At 45.6% G+C, this 17,733-nt stretch carries 16 protein-coding genes, 1 tRNA gene and 1 pseudogene; 14 read left to right on the forward strand and 4 right to left on the reverse strand.

From position 1 onward, the window contains the following. A partial coding sequence (locus tag QT979_RS27015) for an IS630 family transposase (RefSeq protein WP_333312202.1) occupies positions 1-539 on the forward strand: 539 nt, incomplete at its 5' end. 9 nt (positions 540-548) lie between these two features. Next, on the forward strand, positions 549-830 hold the full coding sequence (locus QT979_RS27020) for an ISAzo13-like element transposase-related protein (protein WP_333312203.1): 282 nt from the start codon (positions 549-551) through the stop codon (positions 828-830). A gap of 462 nt (positions 831-1,292) precedes the next feature. Here QT979_RS27020 and QT979_RS27025 read toward each other — a convergent pair whose 3' ends face one another. Beyond that, positions 1,293-2,399, reverse strand: a complete 1,107-nt coding sequence (locus QT979_RS27025; protein WP_333312204.1) for a hypothetical protein — start codon at positions 2,397-2,399, stop codon at positions 1,293-1,295. A 474-nt stretch (positions 2,400-2,873) separates the two neighbouring features. Here QT979_RS27025 and rpmH point away from each other — a divergent pair, with 474 nt between their 5' ends. From rpmH to QT979_RS27075, 10 genes are all read left to right on the forward strand, one after another. Continuing rightward, the gene (gene rpmH / locus QT979_RS27030) at positions 2,874-3,011 is read left to right on the forward strand and encodes a 50S ribosomal protein L34 (protein WP_006632320.1); all 138 of its coding nucleotides are present in this window, start codon (positions 2,874-2,876) and stop codon (positions 3,009-3,011) included. Between the two features lie 42 nt (positions 3,012-3,053). Beyond that, positions 3,054-3,458: a ribonuclease P protein component gene (gene rnpA, locus QT979_RS27035; protein WP_333083007.1), complete on the forward strand. Its 405-nt coding sequence runs from the start codon at positions 3,054-3,056 to the stop codon at positions 3,456-3,458. Beyond that, complete coding sequence (locus QT979_RS27040; RefSeq protein ID WP_333161710.1) at positions 3,430-3,822, forward strand: PH domain-containing protein; 393 nt, start codon at positions 3,430-3,432, stop codon at positions 3,820-3,822. Before rnpA ends, QT979_RS27040 begins: the two co-directional genes overlap by 29 nt. Before the next feature lie 203 nt (positions 3,823-4,025). Continuing rightward, complete coding sequence (yidC, locus tag QT979_RS27045; protein WP_333039172.1) at positions 4,026-5,174, forward strand: membrane protein insertase YidC; 1,149 nt, start codon at positions 4,026-4,028, stop codon at positions 5,172-5,174. 11 nt (positions 5,175-5,185) lie between these two features. Then, a complete protein-coding gene (locus tag QT979_RS27050; protein ID WP_333039170.1) occupies positions 5,186-5,659 on the forward strand; it encodes a R3H domain-containing nucleic acid-binding protein in 474 nt (157 codons plus the stop codon). A 97-nt stretch (positions 5,660-5,756) separates the two neighbouring features. Next, positions 5,757-6,269 (forward strand): YceD family protein, encoded by a 513-nt coding sequence (locus QT979_RS27055; RefSeq protein ID WP_333312205.1) that lies wholly within the window; start codon positions 5,757-5,759, stop codon positions 6,267-6,269. A gap of 115 nt (positions 6,270-6,384) precedes the next feature. Next, a complete protein-coding gene (locus QT979_RS27060) occupies positions 6,385-7,893 on the forward strand; it encodes an AAA family ATPase (protein ID WP_333312206.1) in 1,509 nt (502 codons plus the stop codon). A 203-nt stretch (positions 7,894-8,096) separates the two neighbouring features. Then, positions 8,097-8,558 carry an SH3 domain-containing protein gene (locus QT979_RS27065; protein ID WP_333312207.1) on the forward strand — a complete coding sequence of 154 codons (462 nt, stop codon included), beginning with the start codon at positions 8,097-8,099 and terminating at the stop codon, positions 8,556-8,558. Between the two features lie 447 nt (positions 8,559-9,005). Then, entirely contained in the window at positions 9,006-9,182 is a 177-nt protein-coding gene (locus tag QT979_RS27070; protein ID WP_242724391.1) for a hypothetical protein, read from the forward strand. A gap of 530 nt (positions 9,183-9,712) precedes the next feature. Next, positions 9,713-11,290, forward strand: coding sequence for a peptidoglycan-binding protein (locus QT979_RS27075; protein WP_333312208.1), 1,578 nt, complete (start codon positions 9,713-9,715; stop codon positions 11,288-11,290). Positions 11,291-11,467: 177 nt separating this feature from the next. Here the strand turns inward: QT979_RS27075 and QT979_RS27080 are convergent, their stop codons facing one another. From QT979_RS27080 to lipA, 3 genes and pseudogenes are all read right to left on the reverse strand, one after another. Beyond that, positions 11,468-11,995 carry a transcriptional repressor gene (locus QT979_RS27080; protein ID WP_333229416.1) on the reverse strand — a complete coding sequence of 176 codons (528 nt, stop codon included), beginning with the start codon at positions 11,993-11,995 and terminating at the stop codon, positions 11,468-11,470. Positions 11,996-12,778: 783 nt separating this feature from the next. After that, positions 12,779-14,044, reverse strand: a complete 1,266-nt coding sequence (sigC, locus tag QT979_RS27085; RefSeq protein ID WP_333312209.1) for an RNA polymerase sigma factor SigC — start codon at positions 14,042-14,044, stop codon at positions 12,779-12,781. Positions 14,045-14,850: 806 nt separating this feature from the next. Beyond that, a pseudogene (gene lipA / locus QT979_RS27090) lies at positions 14,851-15,726 on the reverse strand (lipoyl synthase); the annotation flags it as partial. Positions 15,727-15,817: 91 nt separating this feature from the next. On the opposite strand from lipA, the gene QT979_RS27095 reads away from it, so the two are divergent. Both QT979_RS27095 and QT979_RS27100 read left to right on the forward strand, forming a co-directional pair. Continuing rightward, positions 15,818-15,891 (forward strand) — tRNA-Pro (locus tag QT979_RS27095). A 486-nt stretch (positions 15,892-16,377) separates the two neighbouring features. Then, a complete protein-coding gene (locus QT979_RS27100; RefSeq protein ID WP_333312210.1) occupies positions 16,378-17,499 on the forward strand; it encodes an EAL domain-containing protein in 1,122 nt (373 codons plus the stop codon). Positions 17,500-17,733: the final 234 nt, after the last annotated feature.

A 17,733-nucleotide genomic window follows, 5' to 3' on the forward strand; every position in this document is an offset into this window, starting at 1 on the left:
TAAGTTTCCCACGATCCCAGACCCATGCAAATACTACCCTTGACAATTTCCCTTTTTCCTTAACTTGTCACCAATGCAGAGCTAGAAGTAAAAAGGGAGAAAGAAGCTACGATATCAAGCCATTTTATAGAGGAAGTAGGGTAACGGTGGTGGGAGCAATAAGCAATAAGAAGGTCATCGCCATGAAGACAATGGGAAAATCCATGAATGGAGAGGATTTCCATAAATTTGTGCAAGAAGAACTGGTGCCTTCATTATGGAAAGGAGCGGTATTGGTGATGGATAATTTGAAGGCACACAAGGTAGAAGGTGTGGAAAAAATGATCGAAGCAGTGGGAGCAAAAGTAGTGTATTTATCACCGTACTCACCTGAGTTTAACCCCATCGAACATTTATGGTGGGAATTAAAGGCATGGCTCAGGAGATTTGTACCTCGAAGTGTACAGATTGTGGAAAAACTATTGGAATTGGGAGTGAAATTATGTTCAACTAAGCAAATCGAAAATTATTTTGCTCACTGCTGTTACTGTACCTCTTAGTCACGCAAAGTGCTGTATCCTCCCTATACATCGAAGTATAATCCGATTGAACATCGTTTATTTCCTCACGTAACCAGAGCCTGTCAAGGAGTGATTTTTACTTCTCTTGAGTTAGTTAAAGAACTCATGGCAAAAACTCATACTAAAACCGGGCTTTCTGTGGTAGTAAATGTAATCGATAAAATTTATGAAACTGGTCGAAAAGTAGCTAAGGGATTTAAAGAAACAATGAAAATTATTTTTGATGAATATCTACCCAAATGGAATTATCGTGCAGTTCCGACTATTTAGCAGACGCTAAAGTTATTAAATTTTCATTCCTAAGCAAGTTGACGAAATTCTCGTAATTGTTTTAACTTCATGGCAGGTAGATTTGAGATTTTTAGCTGAATTTTCAATCTTCTACCCGCTCTGCTGTCTGTTGAAACTATCGCAGGCAGTTTTTTTTTAAGAAAGCATCCGCAACCTCAAAGAGAACGTCAACGGTCGCTGGCACGGATCTTATGGTTGAGTCTCATAGCTGAGCGCCAGCGACCGTTGCCGTTGTTGTATGGACGTTTGCCAGTCTTTGGGCGAGCGCACTTTTTGACCTGCTTAGTCTAAACTCCAATTAGTAACAATTTATAGATCGCTACGCATCATATTCCTAATATATAATCCTCGTTCCATTAGAACCCCCGATAGATTTTATTCTTGAAATTAAATAAATTTACGCTCAATTTTAAAAGTCTCAAATGCCTAGGAACCTAGCTGTTATTTGAATGCTAAGTAAGTATGCTTAAGTACCTCTTCTATTGAATCTACTTTCTTGAACATCTGGATCAGTTCGTGAGATTTTGTTTCTCGGTTTACCAGCATAGCTTTTAGTGGTTTTAACAAGTGAACGTCTGGATCTAAAGCCAGTGCTTCCTCAGCGACTTGTAGAACCTTTGTCGCCATTCTAAAAATCTCTTCGTTGTCAAACCCCTGTTGCGCTGAAAGTTGGTGCAAAGCTCCATCGGGTACAGTTGCTCTACCAAGTAATGATTGGTCTAACACTAGACCTTTCAACAATGCAAGTAGACCAGCATAGATGAAAAAATCATCACAACTATCAAAAGCTTTAAATTCGATGCGACCGACTTCAGCGGGAAGGCGTGCTATTTTTGTCAAGAAAGGGACGCTCTTAATCAATTGTTCCTCTTTCTCCACATAAACCATTACCGCAGGTCTTTTTCCTGTTCTGACGAACGTCCTTACTGACAGTCCTTGCCACAAATTGCCTTGATAAAAGGGAGAAGTATAACTAAAAGGAACAATGTAAGGACTGTAATAAGTCAGCTTTCTGCCAACATCAATTGCTTGTTCACAAGACAATCCGGATACTGAAATATTTAAGTCTGGACCATAGGTCAGCATGGCAAGGCTTTCAGTTTGCCTTAGAGGACAATCCTGTCGCCACCTAATTTCATACTCATTGAGTGGGGGTTCAGGCTGAAAAACAGCATGGTACGGATTAAAAGTAACCAAAACTGGCGAAAAACCAAATTGAACAGCAACATTTTGCAGTAAACGAAAACTTTCTGATAATTCAGCAATAGTGCTATGAATGTCAGAGTGTATGGTTGTTCTAATTTCAATACCTTTAGGAATGTCTTCGATCGAGTTTTGGGAATTATCAAACCGTGTAAATACTTCGATATACCACCTTTTGTGTTTGACTTCCAGGGGAATGATTGTCAAGTGATTATAGTCTTGGGAGTATACAGGTAGTCTTTCGATAATTTGATTTAAATCAGCAAATTTCGTGCGCGAAAAATCAGCAAATTTTCCTTGCTCGTTTAGGAAACCAACTTCATGCTCGATACCAAAACAAAACATAACTTAACCTTTATATAAACCTTAATAAGCTGTTCATCTATATTCCTTAACTGAACCCACTATTTATGTTCCTGTTCATCTATATTCCTTAACGGAATCCACTTTTTCTGTTTTTGTACCCCCATCCTTTTAATTTTTGTCCGGAGCGAGAAACAAAATTGTTTTATTATATCACAAAAACGGTCTAAGTAGATAGGCGGGTAAAATTCGAGCTCTGTGAAACCATGTAAAGCCTTACCCATTCTTGAATCGAAACTGTTACACTGATGCTCGGTTCAATTATAAATTGATACGTTATTTTTTCAATAAGTCGGGATTCTAGCCTTTACCAATCATTCAAGGCTGCGATCGCAACTTCACTCTTAGTCTCAATTGAAATCATAAAAACATTATTGCCAAGAAAACCACTCTATGGTACACTAGAAGATTGTGAATATTAATCAAAAGTAAAGTAACAAGCCGGGAGAAATCAAAATGACACAGCAAACCCTGCACGGAACCAGCCGCAAAAGAAAAAGAACATCCGGTTTTCGCGCCAGAATGCGTACCGCAACTGGTCGATTGGTAATCAAAGCTCGCCGCAGCAAAGGTCGCCACCGCCTCGCAGTCTAGCACTGCATCAAGGTTGAGAGGCCTCCACGATCGCCCTACGCCATGTTGCCCGAGACAAACCGACTTAAGCACCGAAAAGACTTCAGCGCCGTCTACCGCAAGGGAATGCGCCGCAACTCGGCCCATTTCAGTTTAAGAGCTCTGCGTAAACCAAAAAGCGCCGAATTTGCGAAACCGACAGACGAAAAATCCTTGCAGCCCACTCGCACAGGCATTTCCATCAGCCTGAAAGTCAGCAAACGCGCTGTAGTCCGCAACCGGATTAAGCGTCAGATTCGGGCAGCTTTGCGACAGCTATTGCCCCGATTAAAATTCGGGTGGGATTTAGTAATTGTCGTGCGTCCGATCGCACAAGAGTGCAATTATGCAGAAATTCTGCAAGAATTAGAGCAGTTGTTGGTAGAAGCCGAGGTACTAGATGGGAATTCGAGAGGAAGTATATTATGAAGGCGGCCCCGCGCCGGGAGACTTGATCCTGAATTTACTCCTGGGGTTGACTGTGGTGGGAATCCCCCTAGCAGTAGGAGCAATTGTCCGGGCTCTGTGGCTGCGCTATCGGATCACGAGCCGCCGAGTGTCGGTAACTAGCGGTTGGATGGGGGGCGAACAGACAGACGTTATCTACTCAGATATAGTCAAAATCGTCACAGTACCTCGCGGTTTCGGGACTTACGGAGACATGGTGCTCACCATGAAAAATGGCAGCCGCTTGGAACTCAGAGCTATGCCGAAATTTCGAGCAATGTATGACTACATTAACGAAAAACTGCCCATAGCCGCTCAAAAAGCAAACGCGGCCAAAGCTAAATAACCGAAACGCTTCGCCCTCAAATCAGGGTAAAGTGAGTGCGAGTATTGGCAAACTCTTTACAACAAACCCGCAGACTGGGCGGTCGATCGACGGGCCATGTCCTAAGATAGAGACAAAACCCTAAAAATTGAGGCGGCTCGCCTTCAGCGGGTAAAAATAGTTCTCAACAGCAAACATAGAGCACCTAAATTAACTCAAAGCGAATGGATTTCGGTATCTCGTTTCTCTCCAACAACCTCATGCTCCCGATCCTAGATTTTTTCTACGGGATCGTGCCAAGCTACGGTTTAGCGATCGTAGCACTGACGCTCGTGATTCGCTTTGCTCTTTATCCTCTCAACGCAGGCTCTCTTCGCAATATGCGGCGCATGAAAGTAGCGCAGCCGTTGATGAAAGAGCGAGTAGATCAAATTCAAAAACTCTATAAAGACAATCCTGCCAAACAGCAGGAGGAAATGAGCAAAGTATACAAAGAATTTGGTAATCCTCTAGCAGGATGCTTCCCCTTGGTGCTGCAAATGCCAGTGCTGTTTGCACTGTTTGCAACGCTCAGGGGTTCGCCGTTTTCTGACATAAATTACAGCGTCAACGTTCAAGTTTTGCCTAAAGAACAAATCGAAACTGTTCAACCGCAAGCTTTTGCGACACCGCCACAAAATATTTACGTCACAGGTACTTTTCATGCTCCTGTTGTGGGCGTAATTCCAGGCGGCGACAAACTCGCAGTCGGCGACACAACCAAGATTAATTTTCAAACCCCAGAGGGCAAACCTCTCAAAGTTTTAGCGGCAGAAAATAAGAGCGAAATCGATTTTGAACCCGGCTGGAAAGTCATCAAAGGCGAAGATCTGATAAAGGTAGATGAACAGGGCAACATCACGGCATTAGCGCCCGGTGAAGCCACAGTTCAAGGCACAATCCCCGGATTGGCTAGTAACAAAGGATTCCTGTTTATTGAAGCTCTAGGCCGCGTTGGCGCGATCGACTCAGACGGTACAATCCACTGGGATATTTTGGTAATGATCCTGGGCTTCGGCATCAGTTTGTACATCAACCAAACTCTTTCAGGACAAGCACAAGGACCAAACGACAACCCCCAACAGGCTACAGTTAACAAACTGACGCCAGTCATATTTTCAGGGATGTTTTTGTTCTTCCCGCTGCCCGCCGGGGTGTTGATGTATATGCTGATTGCTAACATCTTCCAAACAGTTCAATCGTTTATTTTGTCGCGAGAACCACTGCCCGAAAACCTCCAAAAAATAGTGGACGAAGCAGAGGCGAAAACCCAAAAAGAACAAGGATTAGATGCACTTCCCTTTGAGCCCAAGCGTTCTAAGAAAAAGGCTTGATTTTAACAACAATGAAAGACTCTCAAATGCAGCGCGGACAGGCATGGTTAGAAGAATTGCTACAACTGTCCGCAATTCCTTCAAAAGTGGTATGCGAACAACAAAAAGATTGCTATTGGATGACAATAGATGAAAGCAATTTGACTCCAGAACAAGTTGCAATCTTAGTCGGGCCAAACGGTAATGTAATAGATGCCATTCAGTACCTCTGTAACACGGTTCAGAATATAGGTCAGGAAGTAGAGGAGTCAATTCCTTATACAGTTGAACTAAATGGCTATCGCATCCGCCGCCAAGAGGAATTGCGATCGATGGCAGAGTACGCAGCAGATCAAGCCCGATCGACGGGAGTTGAAGTTGAAATAAAATCGCTGTCTTCGGCAGAACGCCGTCAAGTCCACAGCTTTTTGAGCGAATGTGAGGACATAGAAACTTACAGTCAAGGACAAGAACCCGATCGGCGTTTGGTAGTGCGCCTGCGCTGACGCTAAAGAGGGAAGAAGGAAGAAGGAAGAAGGAAGAAGTTAAAAATTAACTATTCCTTTTGACCTTTGAATTCAAGAAGTAGGAAGGCAAAAGATTATGGAGACAATTTATATCCCTCATCTACTCACAAAAAGTGAGCGGAAAGAGGTCATTGATTTTGAAGAATTTATCCCCGATTTAGAAACTCTTACTCCGGTGCGAGGACGACTGCAAGTGACTCACCAAGGGAATTATCTTGAGGTGAAGGCGAAAGCAGAAACAATAGTTACTCTCACCTGCCACAGATGCTTGAAACAATACAATCATCGTTTGGCACTCAACTCATCGGAACTAATCTGGCTCGAAGAAACAGCAAATCAAACAGATTCCAGTTCAGCAGAAATAGAAGTTGGTTTAGAAGATTTGGTGGAAAATTTGTCCCCAGGTGGCTATTTCTCTCCGGGCGATTGGGTGTACGAGCAAATGTGTTTGGAACTGCCGCACAAACAGATATGCGATACTGAATGTCCGGGAATTTCTTTAACTGATGATGCAAATACAGAAAGCACGGAAACAGTCTCAGACAGTCGCTGGGCGTCTCTGGAAGCACTTAAACGGCAATTGCCTTAGTCAGTGGGCAGTGGGCAGTGGGCAGTGGGCAGTTGGCATTAGCGAATAAGAAATAACAAAGAACAAATAACAAATAACCACTGACAACTAACAACTAACCACTGACAACTGACTAATGACTATTTTTAGCGACGAGTTTGAACTACTGCTGCGATCGCGCTACCCCCTAATTTACATTCCCACACGGGAGGAAGAGCGCGTAGAAGCGGCGATCGCCCAATGCGCCAAAAAACAAGGTTCTCGCGCCGTCTACATCTGGGATTTTGTTGATGGCTACCAAGGCAATCCCAACGATGCCGGTTTTGGCAAGCGCAACCCGCTGCAAGCTTTGGAATTTCTCGAAAAATTGCCCGTCACCGCGCCGGCAATTTTTATTCTGCGCGACTTTCAGCGGTTTTTGGAAGATGTCTCGATTTCCCGCAAGCTGCGGAATTTGGCGAGACTCCTCAAATCTGTACCCAAAAATATTGTCATCGTATCTCCTCTAATTTCGATCCCAGAAGACCTCAGCGAAGTGATGACTGTTTTGGAGTTTCCCCTGCCTGCGGCGGCGGAAATCAAAATTGAGGTAGAAAGGCTGTTAGGGGCTACCGGACAAGCCATTGAAGGGCGTTTGCTGGACGAAATAGTGCGCTGCTGTCAAGGGTTGTCGATAGAACGAATCCGCCGCGTTTTGGCCAAGGCGATCGCCACCAGAGGCGAACTCCACCCCGACGACGCGGAACTGATTTTAGAAGAAAAGCGCCAAACAATTCGCCAAACTCAAATTCTGGATTTTTACCCAGCCCGCGAAAATATATCGGATATCGGTGGTTTGGACAATCTCAAAGAATGGCTGCTGCGACGCGGCGGTGCTTTTTCCGATCGAGCCCGCCAATACGGTTTGCCGCATCCCAGAGGTTTGTTGTTAGTCGGAATTCAAGGAACCGGAAAATCCTTAACAGCAAAGGCGATCGCCCACCACTGGCATTTGCCTTTACTACGCTTGGATGTCGGGCGTTTGTTTGCCGGATTAGTAGGAGAATCGGAATCCCGCACCAGGCAAATGATTCAGCTAGCCGAAGCTTTGGCCCCCTGCGTGCTGTGGATTGACGAGATTGACAAAGCTTTTGCGGGATTAGACGGTAAAGGGGATTCCGGCACAACTAGCCGGGTGTTCGGGACATTTATTACTTGGTTAGCAGAAAAAACTTCGCCGGTGTTTGTGGTAGCAACGGCCAACAACATCCAGTCTTTGCCGCCAGAAATGCTGAGAAAAGGCAGGTTTGACGAAATATTTTTTGTGGGTTTGCCCAGCCAGGAGGAACGGCGGGCGATTTTTGAGGTACATTTGTTGCGGTTGCGATCGCACAGCATCAAAAATTACGATTTAGAACGCTTGGCTTACGAAACTCCCGATTTTTCAGGGGCCGAAATCGAGCAAACTTTGATTGAAGCAATGCACATTGGGTTTAGCCAAAATCGAGACTTTACGACAGATGATATTTTAGAATCAGCTAGTCAGATGGTGCCCTTAGCCAGAACGGCTCAAGAACAAATCCAGTTTCTCCAAGATTGGGCCGCTGCTGGAAAAGCTCGCCTTGCTTCTAGATACGGCAGTCTGAGCCGCCGGATTCAAGGTTAAGCTTTTGAAGTCAGTAGTCAGTAGTTAGTAGCCAGTTGTCAGTTGGCAGTTACCAGATTTTACTCAACATTCAGCAGTCCACACTCAAGAGTCAACCTTCTTCCCTCTTTCCTCTTCCTTCTTCCCTCTTCCTTCTTCCCTCTTCCCTCTTCCCTCTTCCTTCTTCCCTCTTCCTTCTTCCTTCTTCCTTCATTTGCGGTTTTATGAACAGTGTATATAGCGTTTTCAAATTTTTAGTAGGTTTTCTGCTAGCGATCGTCCTGATGGCAGGTGCTAGCGTGGCTGCTGCACTTTACTTTGCCGCTAAGCTAACTACTTTGCCCGAAAAACCAGTTTTTTCCAATGACAAAACACCAGCTCAGGTTGCGGGCGCTGCGCCGAAGTCAACAGCCCAGGCTAGCCCTGTTTCTACATCTAGCGATGCCCCGTCTCCCAAACCGCTGGAACCGGGAGCTTACCGCGCGATGGTGACTCAGCCGATCGGCTTAATTCTCCGGGATACTGGTAGCCGAGACTCGAACCGCATTGGCGGTGTTGGTTACAAGGAAAGAGTCGTAGTTTTGGAAGAGTCGCCCGACAAAGAGTGGCAGCGAATTCGGATTGAGGATGGCAATCGCGAAGGTTGGGTCAAAGGTGGCAATACTGAAAAAGTTGAGGACGAATAAAAATTAGACAAAAAATATACTCTTGTGATTGTGAGGGCAGCGAAGCAATCGCAGTGTGCGGATTCTTCACCAAGGTCGGGTTTTTTTCTGTCTTTTGCTTCAAATGGCAAGGCACATATTTTTTACAAAAAGTCAAGTTAAATTTATTTACGATATTGGGGATTGCTGTTTAAGGCGCACAGATTGTGGGTGCGATCGCCACTGCAAAATCCTGAATTTGACATAAAAGCCCATCAGACAAAAGGTTTCCAAAGCTAAAACTCAACAGAAAAACTCGAAAATACATAATCCCAACTTATGTTATTCAGAAGAGTATGTTAAGAAAATTAGCAAAATTTTAAGGTTAGTTGCAAAACCCAGGCGGTTGTCACCGCCACAGGGGCAAGAGTGGTAGCTTGGATTACAAGATGTAAGTTTTCAGCTTAACAGCTACCAACAATAAAAAATATGTACGACAAACGTCCCGATCGAGATTTGGCGACTGCTGCTGTTACTGCGGCTTTGGGAGCTGGGGTCGTTACCTCTTTTGCGGTGAGCAGAGGCCAAAACCCGCTAGTAGCCATCGCAATTACTATTTTTGCAGCGGGAGTAGCTGTAATTTGCGATCGGTTCGGCTTAATTTAAGCGATCGTCGATTTTTTAATACAAAGTCAACTTATCAAAAAATCCCCGCCCTATTTGCAATTAGCAAAAGTGGGGATTTTTAGTAGCTAGTTTTTTGGTTAATCAGCGGTACTTTCCCAGATGCACTCGCCACATAAAAAAGCCGCGTTTCTTAACAAAAAACCTGCGATTTCAGGCTCTTTACCCGACAACAAATTAAGGTGATGACAACCTGCGCCCAAGTCTTGTGGTAATTTCTGCTGCAGCCAGATAAAATATTAGCCAGCACTACCCCAGAACTTATTCTTTTTTGGCCTTAAAGGCTAAGACTATGCCTGCAAACTTTTTTGCTGAGTCTCGCGCCTCTAGAAGCAGCGATGCTATCTTAGTTGTTACCTGTAATTATTTTTGACGGTAAATTTTTTAGAAAAACGGGTGCTTCGCGCTTTCCAGGTAGAACTTAGCGTTGATAGAATCCAAGCCAAGCGTGCCAAAAATCATTTTTGGCAGTTTGCTCACACAACCCACCCACAATTTCACACTAAAAAATTATGGAATCTCTTGCTTACCTCGAACTTGCTCTTGTTTGCGAAGCACCCACAGAGTCGAAAATTTTTGATCAGCCCAAGTGGCAAAACCTATCGAGTCAGACTTACGTCCGTTTGTTGTCTCTGGCTTTGATGCTCTCGGTTTTGAGTGCAGCCGGTGCGGCTTTTGCTCAAATAGATCCGGGATATCCCAATGTGCGAGCGATTCAAGACAGGTTGCGGGAACTCGGTTATTTTCCCAGATCATCGACAGGTCAACTCGGCCCGGTTACAAAACAAGCGCTGACTAACTTTCAGCGAGACTATCAACTGTCGCTGACTGGCAGGCCCGATCGAGCTACTGTGATAGCACTCAACAGTTTTGCCGGGGATGACGATCGGCCTTTTAATACTATTTATACAAATTATCGGGAGCTGCGTTTTGGAGACGCAGGTGCAGGTGTTTCTGCTCTCCAGCGCAGGTTGAAGCAGCTAGGCTACTTCAACGCGCATCCCACAGGGAGTTTTCGGGAAGTGACTCTTCATGCGGTGAGATACTTCCAGCGAATTAATCGACTGCGGGTGACTGGAGTTGCTGACAGGCAAACTTTAGCTTTGCTGTTTGGTTCCACCAGGCCGATTCCCCCCGTTACGCTTCCAGGGAATATTTCAGGAAATGGCGGTTGCAAGGGGCTGCGGTTCGGAGACAGAGGAGCGACGGTAGACTTGATCCAGCGGCAATTAAAAGCTTTGGGCTATTTTGAAGGTGGCGTTGACGGTAAGTTTCGGGAACGCACTCTCTACGCTGTGACTCGTTTTCAGCAAGATTACAATCTGGTTTCTGACGGCTGCGCTGACACTGCTACTTTGACTGCTATCGATGCCCAGATGAGGCAAGCTGAAATTACCTCATGGACTGAGGAAGATGATCAACAGAGTAATGGCGGAGATTTTCTAGAGTTGGGCGACAGAGGCCGACAAGTGGAATTTGTGCAGCGGCGACTGCAAGAATTAGGTTATTACAGGAGCCAGATTCACGGTTGGTTCGATCGACCAACTCAAGCTGCTTTGATCCGCTTTCAGAGGGATAGCGGGCTGTTCGGGACTGGAAGGGTCGATCGCAGCACTCGATCGGCTTTGCAGCAAGGCAACAGGCAGGCAGGAGCGCCTGTGCCGCAAATCGCCGCTGGTCTGCGACGGGGCGATACTGGGCCTGCTGTCCGACAACTTCAGTCTGCGCTCACCAGTCTGGGCAAAAACCCCGGCCCGGTGAACGGAGTATTTGGAGCCGAGACCGAGTTTGCGGTGCTGTCGTTTCAGCAGGAACGCAATTTGTCACCGGCGACGGGTATTGCCACTCCGGCGACTTTGGCTGCGCTCCAAAATGGATTAGCTGGGCGGGTAGCTGTTCATGCTGTTCCCATTAACAGCAGTTTCAACTCTCGATCGAGCATTCAGCAATTACAAAGGCGGCTGCAAGGCCTCGGCTTTTACACAGGCTCGATCAGCGGAGTTTTGGATACTGGGACGAGAGACGCCCTCGATCGAGCTCAGCGCAGTTACGGGGTCAGCAGCGACGATTTGTTGAGCCAAACTTTTTAGCCCCAGGCTTGCGGACGCTACATCAAAGAAATCGGGTTTCTCGTTTCCGACTCCTTCCTGAAATGATGTATTTTTCTGAAGAAACCCGGTTTCCGCGTAACTGTGATCGCACTTGGGCTACCAATTTTTGTTAAAAGTTGTAACAAGCCGTACTTAAAATGCGAAAATAGTGTACTGTCACTCGATTGAATCCGGGGCGCTGTTGCCGTTCTGGGCGATCGACCTCGGACAAGACCAATTGCTAGAAACCAAAGACGGCCATCCCATCCGCAAAGCTTCGTGGCACACCGTATGAATGGTTAGCTGGCAGTCTAGCAGGTGCAACCCAGACTTTTCAGCTTGCTTCATGCCAATTTTCAAAATCGAATCGTTGTTAAATTCGATCGTTCTGTTGCACTGAACGCAGACTAGGTGGTGGTGGTGATGCGGGTAAGGCTGGTTTATTTCATAGTGTTTGTGACCTTCTGCTAGTTCGAGTTCGCGGAGGAGGCTCATCCTTGCCATTAACTTTAAAGTTCGGTAAATGGTGGACAAGCTAATGTTTTCGCCGCGATTTTTTAACAAAGTGTACAAATCCTCCGCACTCAGGTGATTGCCTTTGGGGAGGTTCTGGAACACGTGCAAGATGGTTTCCCGTTGGGGAGTCATCCGCCAGCCTTTGTCATTGAGTTCGGATTTGAATGAGGACGCGGTATAAAGTGCCATAGTGACCCTCTCAAGAAAGTCTGCCTATTGACAATATTACACAACGATCGAGATATTTTGCAAATATCGCAGCTTATTGAAAAAAGATTGAGGAAAAAATTTGGTTTTTGATATTTTTTGACTTGTAACAAGCTTTATGACTGAAAGCATCCAGGATACAAGCCCCCGGATTCATTCCGAAAGCAGACTCAGGACCCAGAAATAAAAAACCTGTATCCGATGAAACTTGCCCCCTGAATTTATGCGTTGGGTCAATGCTTCAATTCTAAAATCTAAAATCTAAAATCGATTGACTGAAAGCATCCAGGATACAAGCCCCCGGATTCATTCCGAAAGCAGACTCAGGACCCAGAAATAAAAAACCTGTATCCGATGAAACTTGCCCCCTGAATTTATGCGTTGGGTCAATGCTTCAATTCTAAAATCTAAAATCTAAAATCTAAAATCTAAAATCGATTGACTGAAAGCATCCAGGATACAAGCCCCCGGATCGATTCTAACGCGCAGACTCAGAACCCAGAAATAAAAAACCTGTATCCGATGAAACTTGCCCCCCGAATTTATGCGTGGGGTCAATGCTTCAATTCTAAAATCTAAAATCTAAAATCTAAAATCTAAAATCTAAAATCTAAAATCTAAAATCTAAAATCGATTGACTTGCTGCAGAGGACAGAGAAGTTGTTTAGAAGTAAATATGGTTACTTCTGCCGAATGCCTCATGCCTTCTGCACAAGTGCCAAATGCCTTGCTCCCTGATTAATCGCGCTGACTGACCTGCCCAATTTAAGTTAGAGACTCCAGATAGTCGCGGACGCGGTTGCGACGCTTAGGTTGGCGGAGTTTTTGCAAAGCTTTGGCTTCAATTTGGCGGACGCGCTCGCGGGACAAGTCGAGGGCACGACCGATTTCTGCCAGCGAATAGGGGTGTCCGTCACCCAAACCAAAGCGCATCAGAATTACATCTCGCTCGCGGCTGGTCAAATCTGCCAGCAGTTGCTGCAAGTCGCGGTGCAGAGCTTCTCGCATCAGCATTTCTTCTGGGGAGATGCTGTCGGTTTCGAGCAAGTCGCCCAACTCTGTATCTTTTTCGTTGCCCACTTTAGTTTCCAAAGAAACAGAACGGGGGACTCGCAGCAAAACTTCTCGGACTTGGGGCGCCGTCATGTCCAACTCGACAGCGATGTCTTCGATCGTAGCTGTCCGACCTTTTTCTTGAGAAATTTTGCGCTGGGCTTTTTTGATTTTGTTAAGTTTTTCGGTGATGTGGACGGGGAGGCGAATTGTGCGGCTTTGAGTGGCGATAGCCCGCGTAATTCCCTGCCGAATCCACCAGTAGGCATAGGTGCTAAACCGATAGCCCCGCGTCGGGTCAAACTTTTCTACAGCTCGCTCCAATCCGAGAGTACCTTCTTGTATTAAGTCGAGCAATTCTAAACCGCGATTTTGATATTTTTTCGCCACCGAAACCACCAGGCGCAGGTTCGCCTTAATCATGTGGTCTTTAGCTTCGACGCCTTCAGCTTGAATTCTTTCGATCGCCTCTACCGTCATTTCTGCTAACTCGGCCCACTGGCGCTTGCCTTCTGCCATAATTCGCTTTAGTTCTGGCACGTCACCGACGCCGGCAGTTAAGGCCCAGCGTTCCAAGGAAGGTTTGTGTCCCAACTGTGCGGACAAGCGATCGCGCACTTCTATTAAATGCACGAAGCGCCCAATTAGCCCTTCTTCCTGCGAGGCGACGGTGTTGCGTAATTCCAGCAATTTGATATAGCGCTGAACTTTTTGAGCTTCCGAGACTTCTTCGTCTCTACCCAAGAGACGAACCCGACCTATTTCTTGGAGGTACAGGCGCACTAAATCTGTAGTGCGACGGTTGGCATTTTTTTGCAATTTGGCTGCTGGGTCTGCATCTTCTGTCTCTGCTGGGTCTTGGTCGAGCAGTTCGTCTCCAGCTTCTTCAGCATCTTCATCCAACACATCACCTTGCAAGGGATTGACTCGCAGTTGTTCGTCGAATTCAGCTTCAGCGTAAAAAGAGGTGGCTGGCATAGTGATTTTCTCAGTGGCTCCGGTGAAAAGATGCTACGCTTAGCGGTTATTTATAATTAAGATGCCCATTTGGTTAAGACGAAGCATCACCGCTTTGTGTTTCTTTAGTAACTTCTCTGACTTTTCTGCTGTTGTTTGATCGAACTTTTGCTGTCCCACTTGTTTTACCAAGATTCTGGAAAACGCTAAGAACTTTCTGATGTAACAGGTTGAAGGCCCGAAAAGTGTGTTGTACTTCTTTGTTTATGTAGCTAGTATAGATAGTGACTAGCTAGAAACAAGTGACGTTAGTCAGAAGTTAAGTTAATCTTCATCACCGATAACCTGGTTCCCGATCACTTCGGAAAATTAGCCATTTTTTTAATAAAACTTTATATAACTCGGCGCTGTTGATTAAATACGCGACAGTGAGCGCAGAAGTTTAATCCATTATAGAATATGGGTTTCAGAGTTGCTAGAGGCTTCTGTACCGAGTTATTGGCTGACGCAAAAACCGGGTTTCTTCCTCAAATTTCTTGATTAAAACCTAGAAGTTTGATGAAGAAACCCGGTTTCTGGATCTCTTTTGCGTAAGTCGCGACTTGGAGACGACGATCGACCGATAATTGTTTTGGTGTTGGCTGCTGCTTCCCGCTTAACATCACGCCCAGAACACCAGCATCTACAACCGGGTTTTTTGCCTAGGACCTACATATCAAGCGCAAGTTTTTCCTGGCTGTTACCCGGTTGATCTGGTTTTAGTGAGAATGGTGTGATCCTCTTCGAGGGCTTCGCTAACGGGCGCGAGTCAACTCAAATTAAAATTGCTAGCGTGGGTAAAGTTTCATCAGTTCCCTTACCTGTTCGGCGTGATAGGAACTGCGAGTTAAGGGAGAAGCAACAACTTGCAAGAATCCCAAAGCTTCGCCAAACTTTCTCCAAGCATCAAACTGTTCTGGAGGCACAAAGTTTTCTACGTTCAAGTGCTTTTGAGTCGGTTGCAGGTACTGTCCAACTGTTAAAATATCGCAGCCGACAGCCCGTAAGTCCTGCATCGCCTCCCGAATTTCGGCGTCTGTTTCTCCGAGTCCCACCATGATGCCGGATTTGGTGTAAACCCCAGGTGCGAGTTCGCGGCTTCGCTGCAATAGTTCCAAGGTGCGATCGTACTTTCCTTGTGGCCGCACCTTGCGGTAAAGTCGCTTTACGGTTTCGGTATTGTGGTTGAGTACCTCTGGTCGGGCTCCGAGAATGATTTCTAAAGCTTGCCAGTTGCCACACAAGTCGGGAATCAAAACTTCTATAGTTGTATTGGGCATCGCCGAGCGCACCGCTTGAATGCACTCGACAAACTGAGACGCGCCCCCATCCGGCAAATCGTCCCGGTTGACAGAGGTAATCACGACGTGATTAAGTTTGAGCCGCTGCACTGCTTGGGCCAATCTTTGGGGTTCTGTGGGATCTAAAGGTTGGGGCTTTTTCTCAAAATCGATGTCGCAGTAAGGACAGGCGCGGGTACAAGCCGGGCCCATAATCAAAAATGTCGCAGTACCTGCGTTGAAGCATTCGCCGATGTTCGGACACGACGCCTCCTCGCAAACCGTATTCAGGGATAAATCCCGCAAAATTTCTTTGACGTTGCCGACGCGCTCCCACTGAGGGGCTTTAACTCGCAACCACTGGGGCTTAACTGTCACGTCTGTCTCCGCCTGAGTAGTGTTTTACAAATAATTATATACGAGGTTGCTAAATTTTTACTTGAATGTGATAAGCTTAAAATCTAGTGACTAATTTCGGGATGTAGCGCAGCTTGGTAGCGCACCTCGTTCGGGACGAGGGGGTCGCAGGTTCAAATCCTGTCATCCCGATTATAAAATTAAAGTGGATATGCCCCAGCAAGTGAGTTTGTTTTGGGCGATCGTCCGGGTGTGTAGATTTCTGGTACGCATAAATTAGTCGATCGGGCGATTCTCTACGGGATAGCTGCGCTTCACGGGCGTTTGAATTCCCCTTTGCTAAACAATTAGCTGTAGCGACTGTTTTGGCAGAGCGAACTATAGAATAAAACGTAAACAATCAGATCGGCAGTAGAGAGTAGAGAACAAGTCTACAAGTCTTCGCCTTCTCAGTCTGTGATGATTGGGGACTGTGTTTAATCACACCTACTTGCTCGATGCTGAGAACTTTGACCAAGGTTTGAAACCGGAGACAAGTATAAATACTGCAATAATTCTTAAATACAAGTTCATTAAGATTTACATCTTGAGATAGATGAATTAATAGCTGAATGAGCTTATAATATAACAGAGTAGTTAGCCTGCCTAAAATTAACCTAAAAACCGGAGGATATTCCAATGCAAATAAGTGGCAAAGCCTTCGGCTCCTGCTCTCGCTGCGAAACAGTACCCGCAAAAATAGAGGGCAGCGGAGGTCTATACCTGTGGTTTCCAGTATCGCACACGCTCAAAAAGGTTATTTCTGCATTAACCAAGGCTGAACTTGAATTCCGGCTGTTAGAAGAAAGCAAGTGTTTGTACGTTATGCTTGAGGGAATTGCCAAAGAAAAGTTTAGCGCCCTAGCATCATCTGTGCTGACAACTCAAGAGTTGAAAGAAACAAAAGTTTTGTGGATGCGCGAAGTTCAAAAGCCACAACTTAGCGATTTTTATCGCAGCACTTCCTTATGCTCTTTTATTAACTTCAGCCAGTCGGACTGGCTGTTAGATTTGTTGTGGGAAGAACGCATTACTACACATTTTCAGCCTATTGTTTATACCTCAGATACTTCTAAAATTTTTGCCCATGAAGCCCTACTCCGAGGAATTGACGAGCAAGGAAACTTAATTTATCCGGGTCGGATTTTTGCCCAAGCAGAATCAGCCGGTCTGATTTTTCAACTAGATGTTTTAGCTCGGACTCGCGCTATCCGCGAAGCCCATGTTTACGATATCAAAGAACTACTTTTTATTAATTTTTCTCCGACTTCAGTTTACGATCCCGCTACGTGCCTGCGAAGAACTGTACAGGCTATTGATGAAGCGGGAATTCCTCACAGCAATATTGTTTTTGAAGTAGCGGAATCTCAGCACCCTCCTGATATCGATCACTTGATTAATATTCTGAGATTTTACCGAGAGGCAGGATTTTTAATCGCCCTGGACGATTTTGGCAGCGGTTCTTCTAATTTAAATTTGATGCACCAACTGCGTCCAGATTTTATTAAGTTGGATATGCAATTAATTCGCAACGTCCATCAAGATTATTATAAGGCACTCATTACCGAAAAGATGTTAGAAATTGCCGCTCAATTAGAAATTAAAACTGTTGCTGAAGGTGTAGAAACTTTGGAGGAGTTTGAGTGGGTGCGAGAACGGGGAGCAACTTTGGTTCAAGGTTATTTGATTGCTAAGCCGACTTCTCCCCCGATCGCAGTTACGAGCTATATTGGTGCTGAACCAGTACCTATTTCTGCTTAGATGGTTTCCAGTTGAGATTGGGCGCTACATTTTGCTCGTAGCCCGGCAGAGCCTGGGGACAGATATCGGGAGGCTTTGCCTCCATTAAAATGAGACAAGAGTTTGAAGGCAGAGCCTCCGGGTTTTCATTACCAGGCAAACCTGGCAACGAAAATAACTAGTACAGCTCGGCGTAAGTAGACAGACTATATTTGTGGTAGAATAACATAGTTAGTTTAGACCAGTTTCGGTAGG

This window comes from Microcoleus sp. w2-18bC1 (assembly GCF_036700365.1).
Taxonomy (GTDB): Bacteria; Cyanobacteriota; Cyanobacteriia; order Cyanobacteriales; family Microcoleaceae; genus Microcoleus.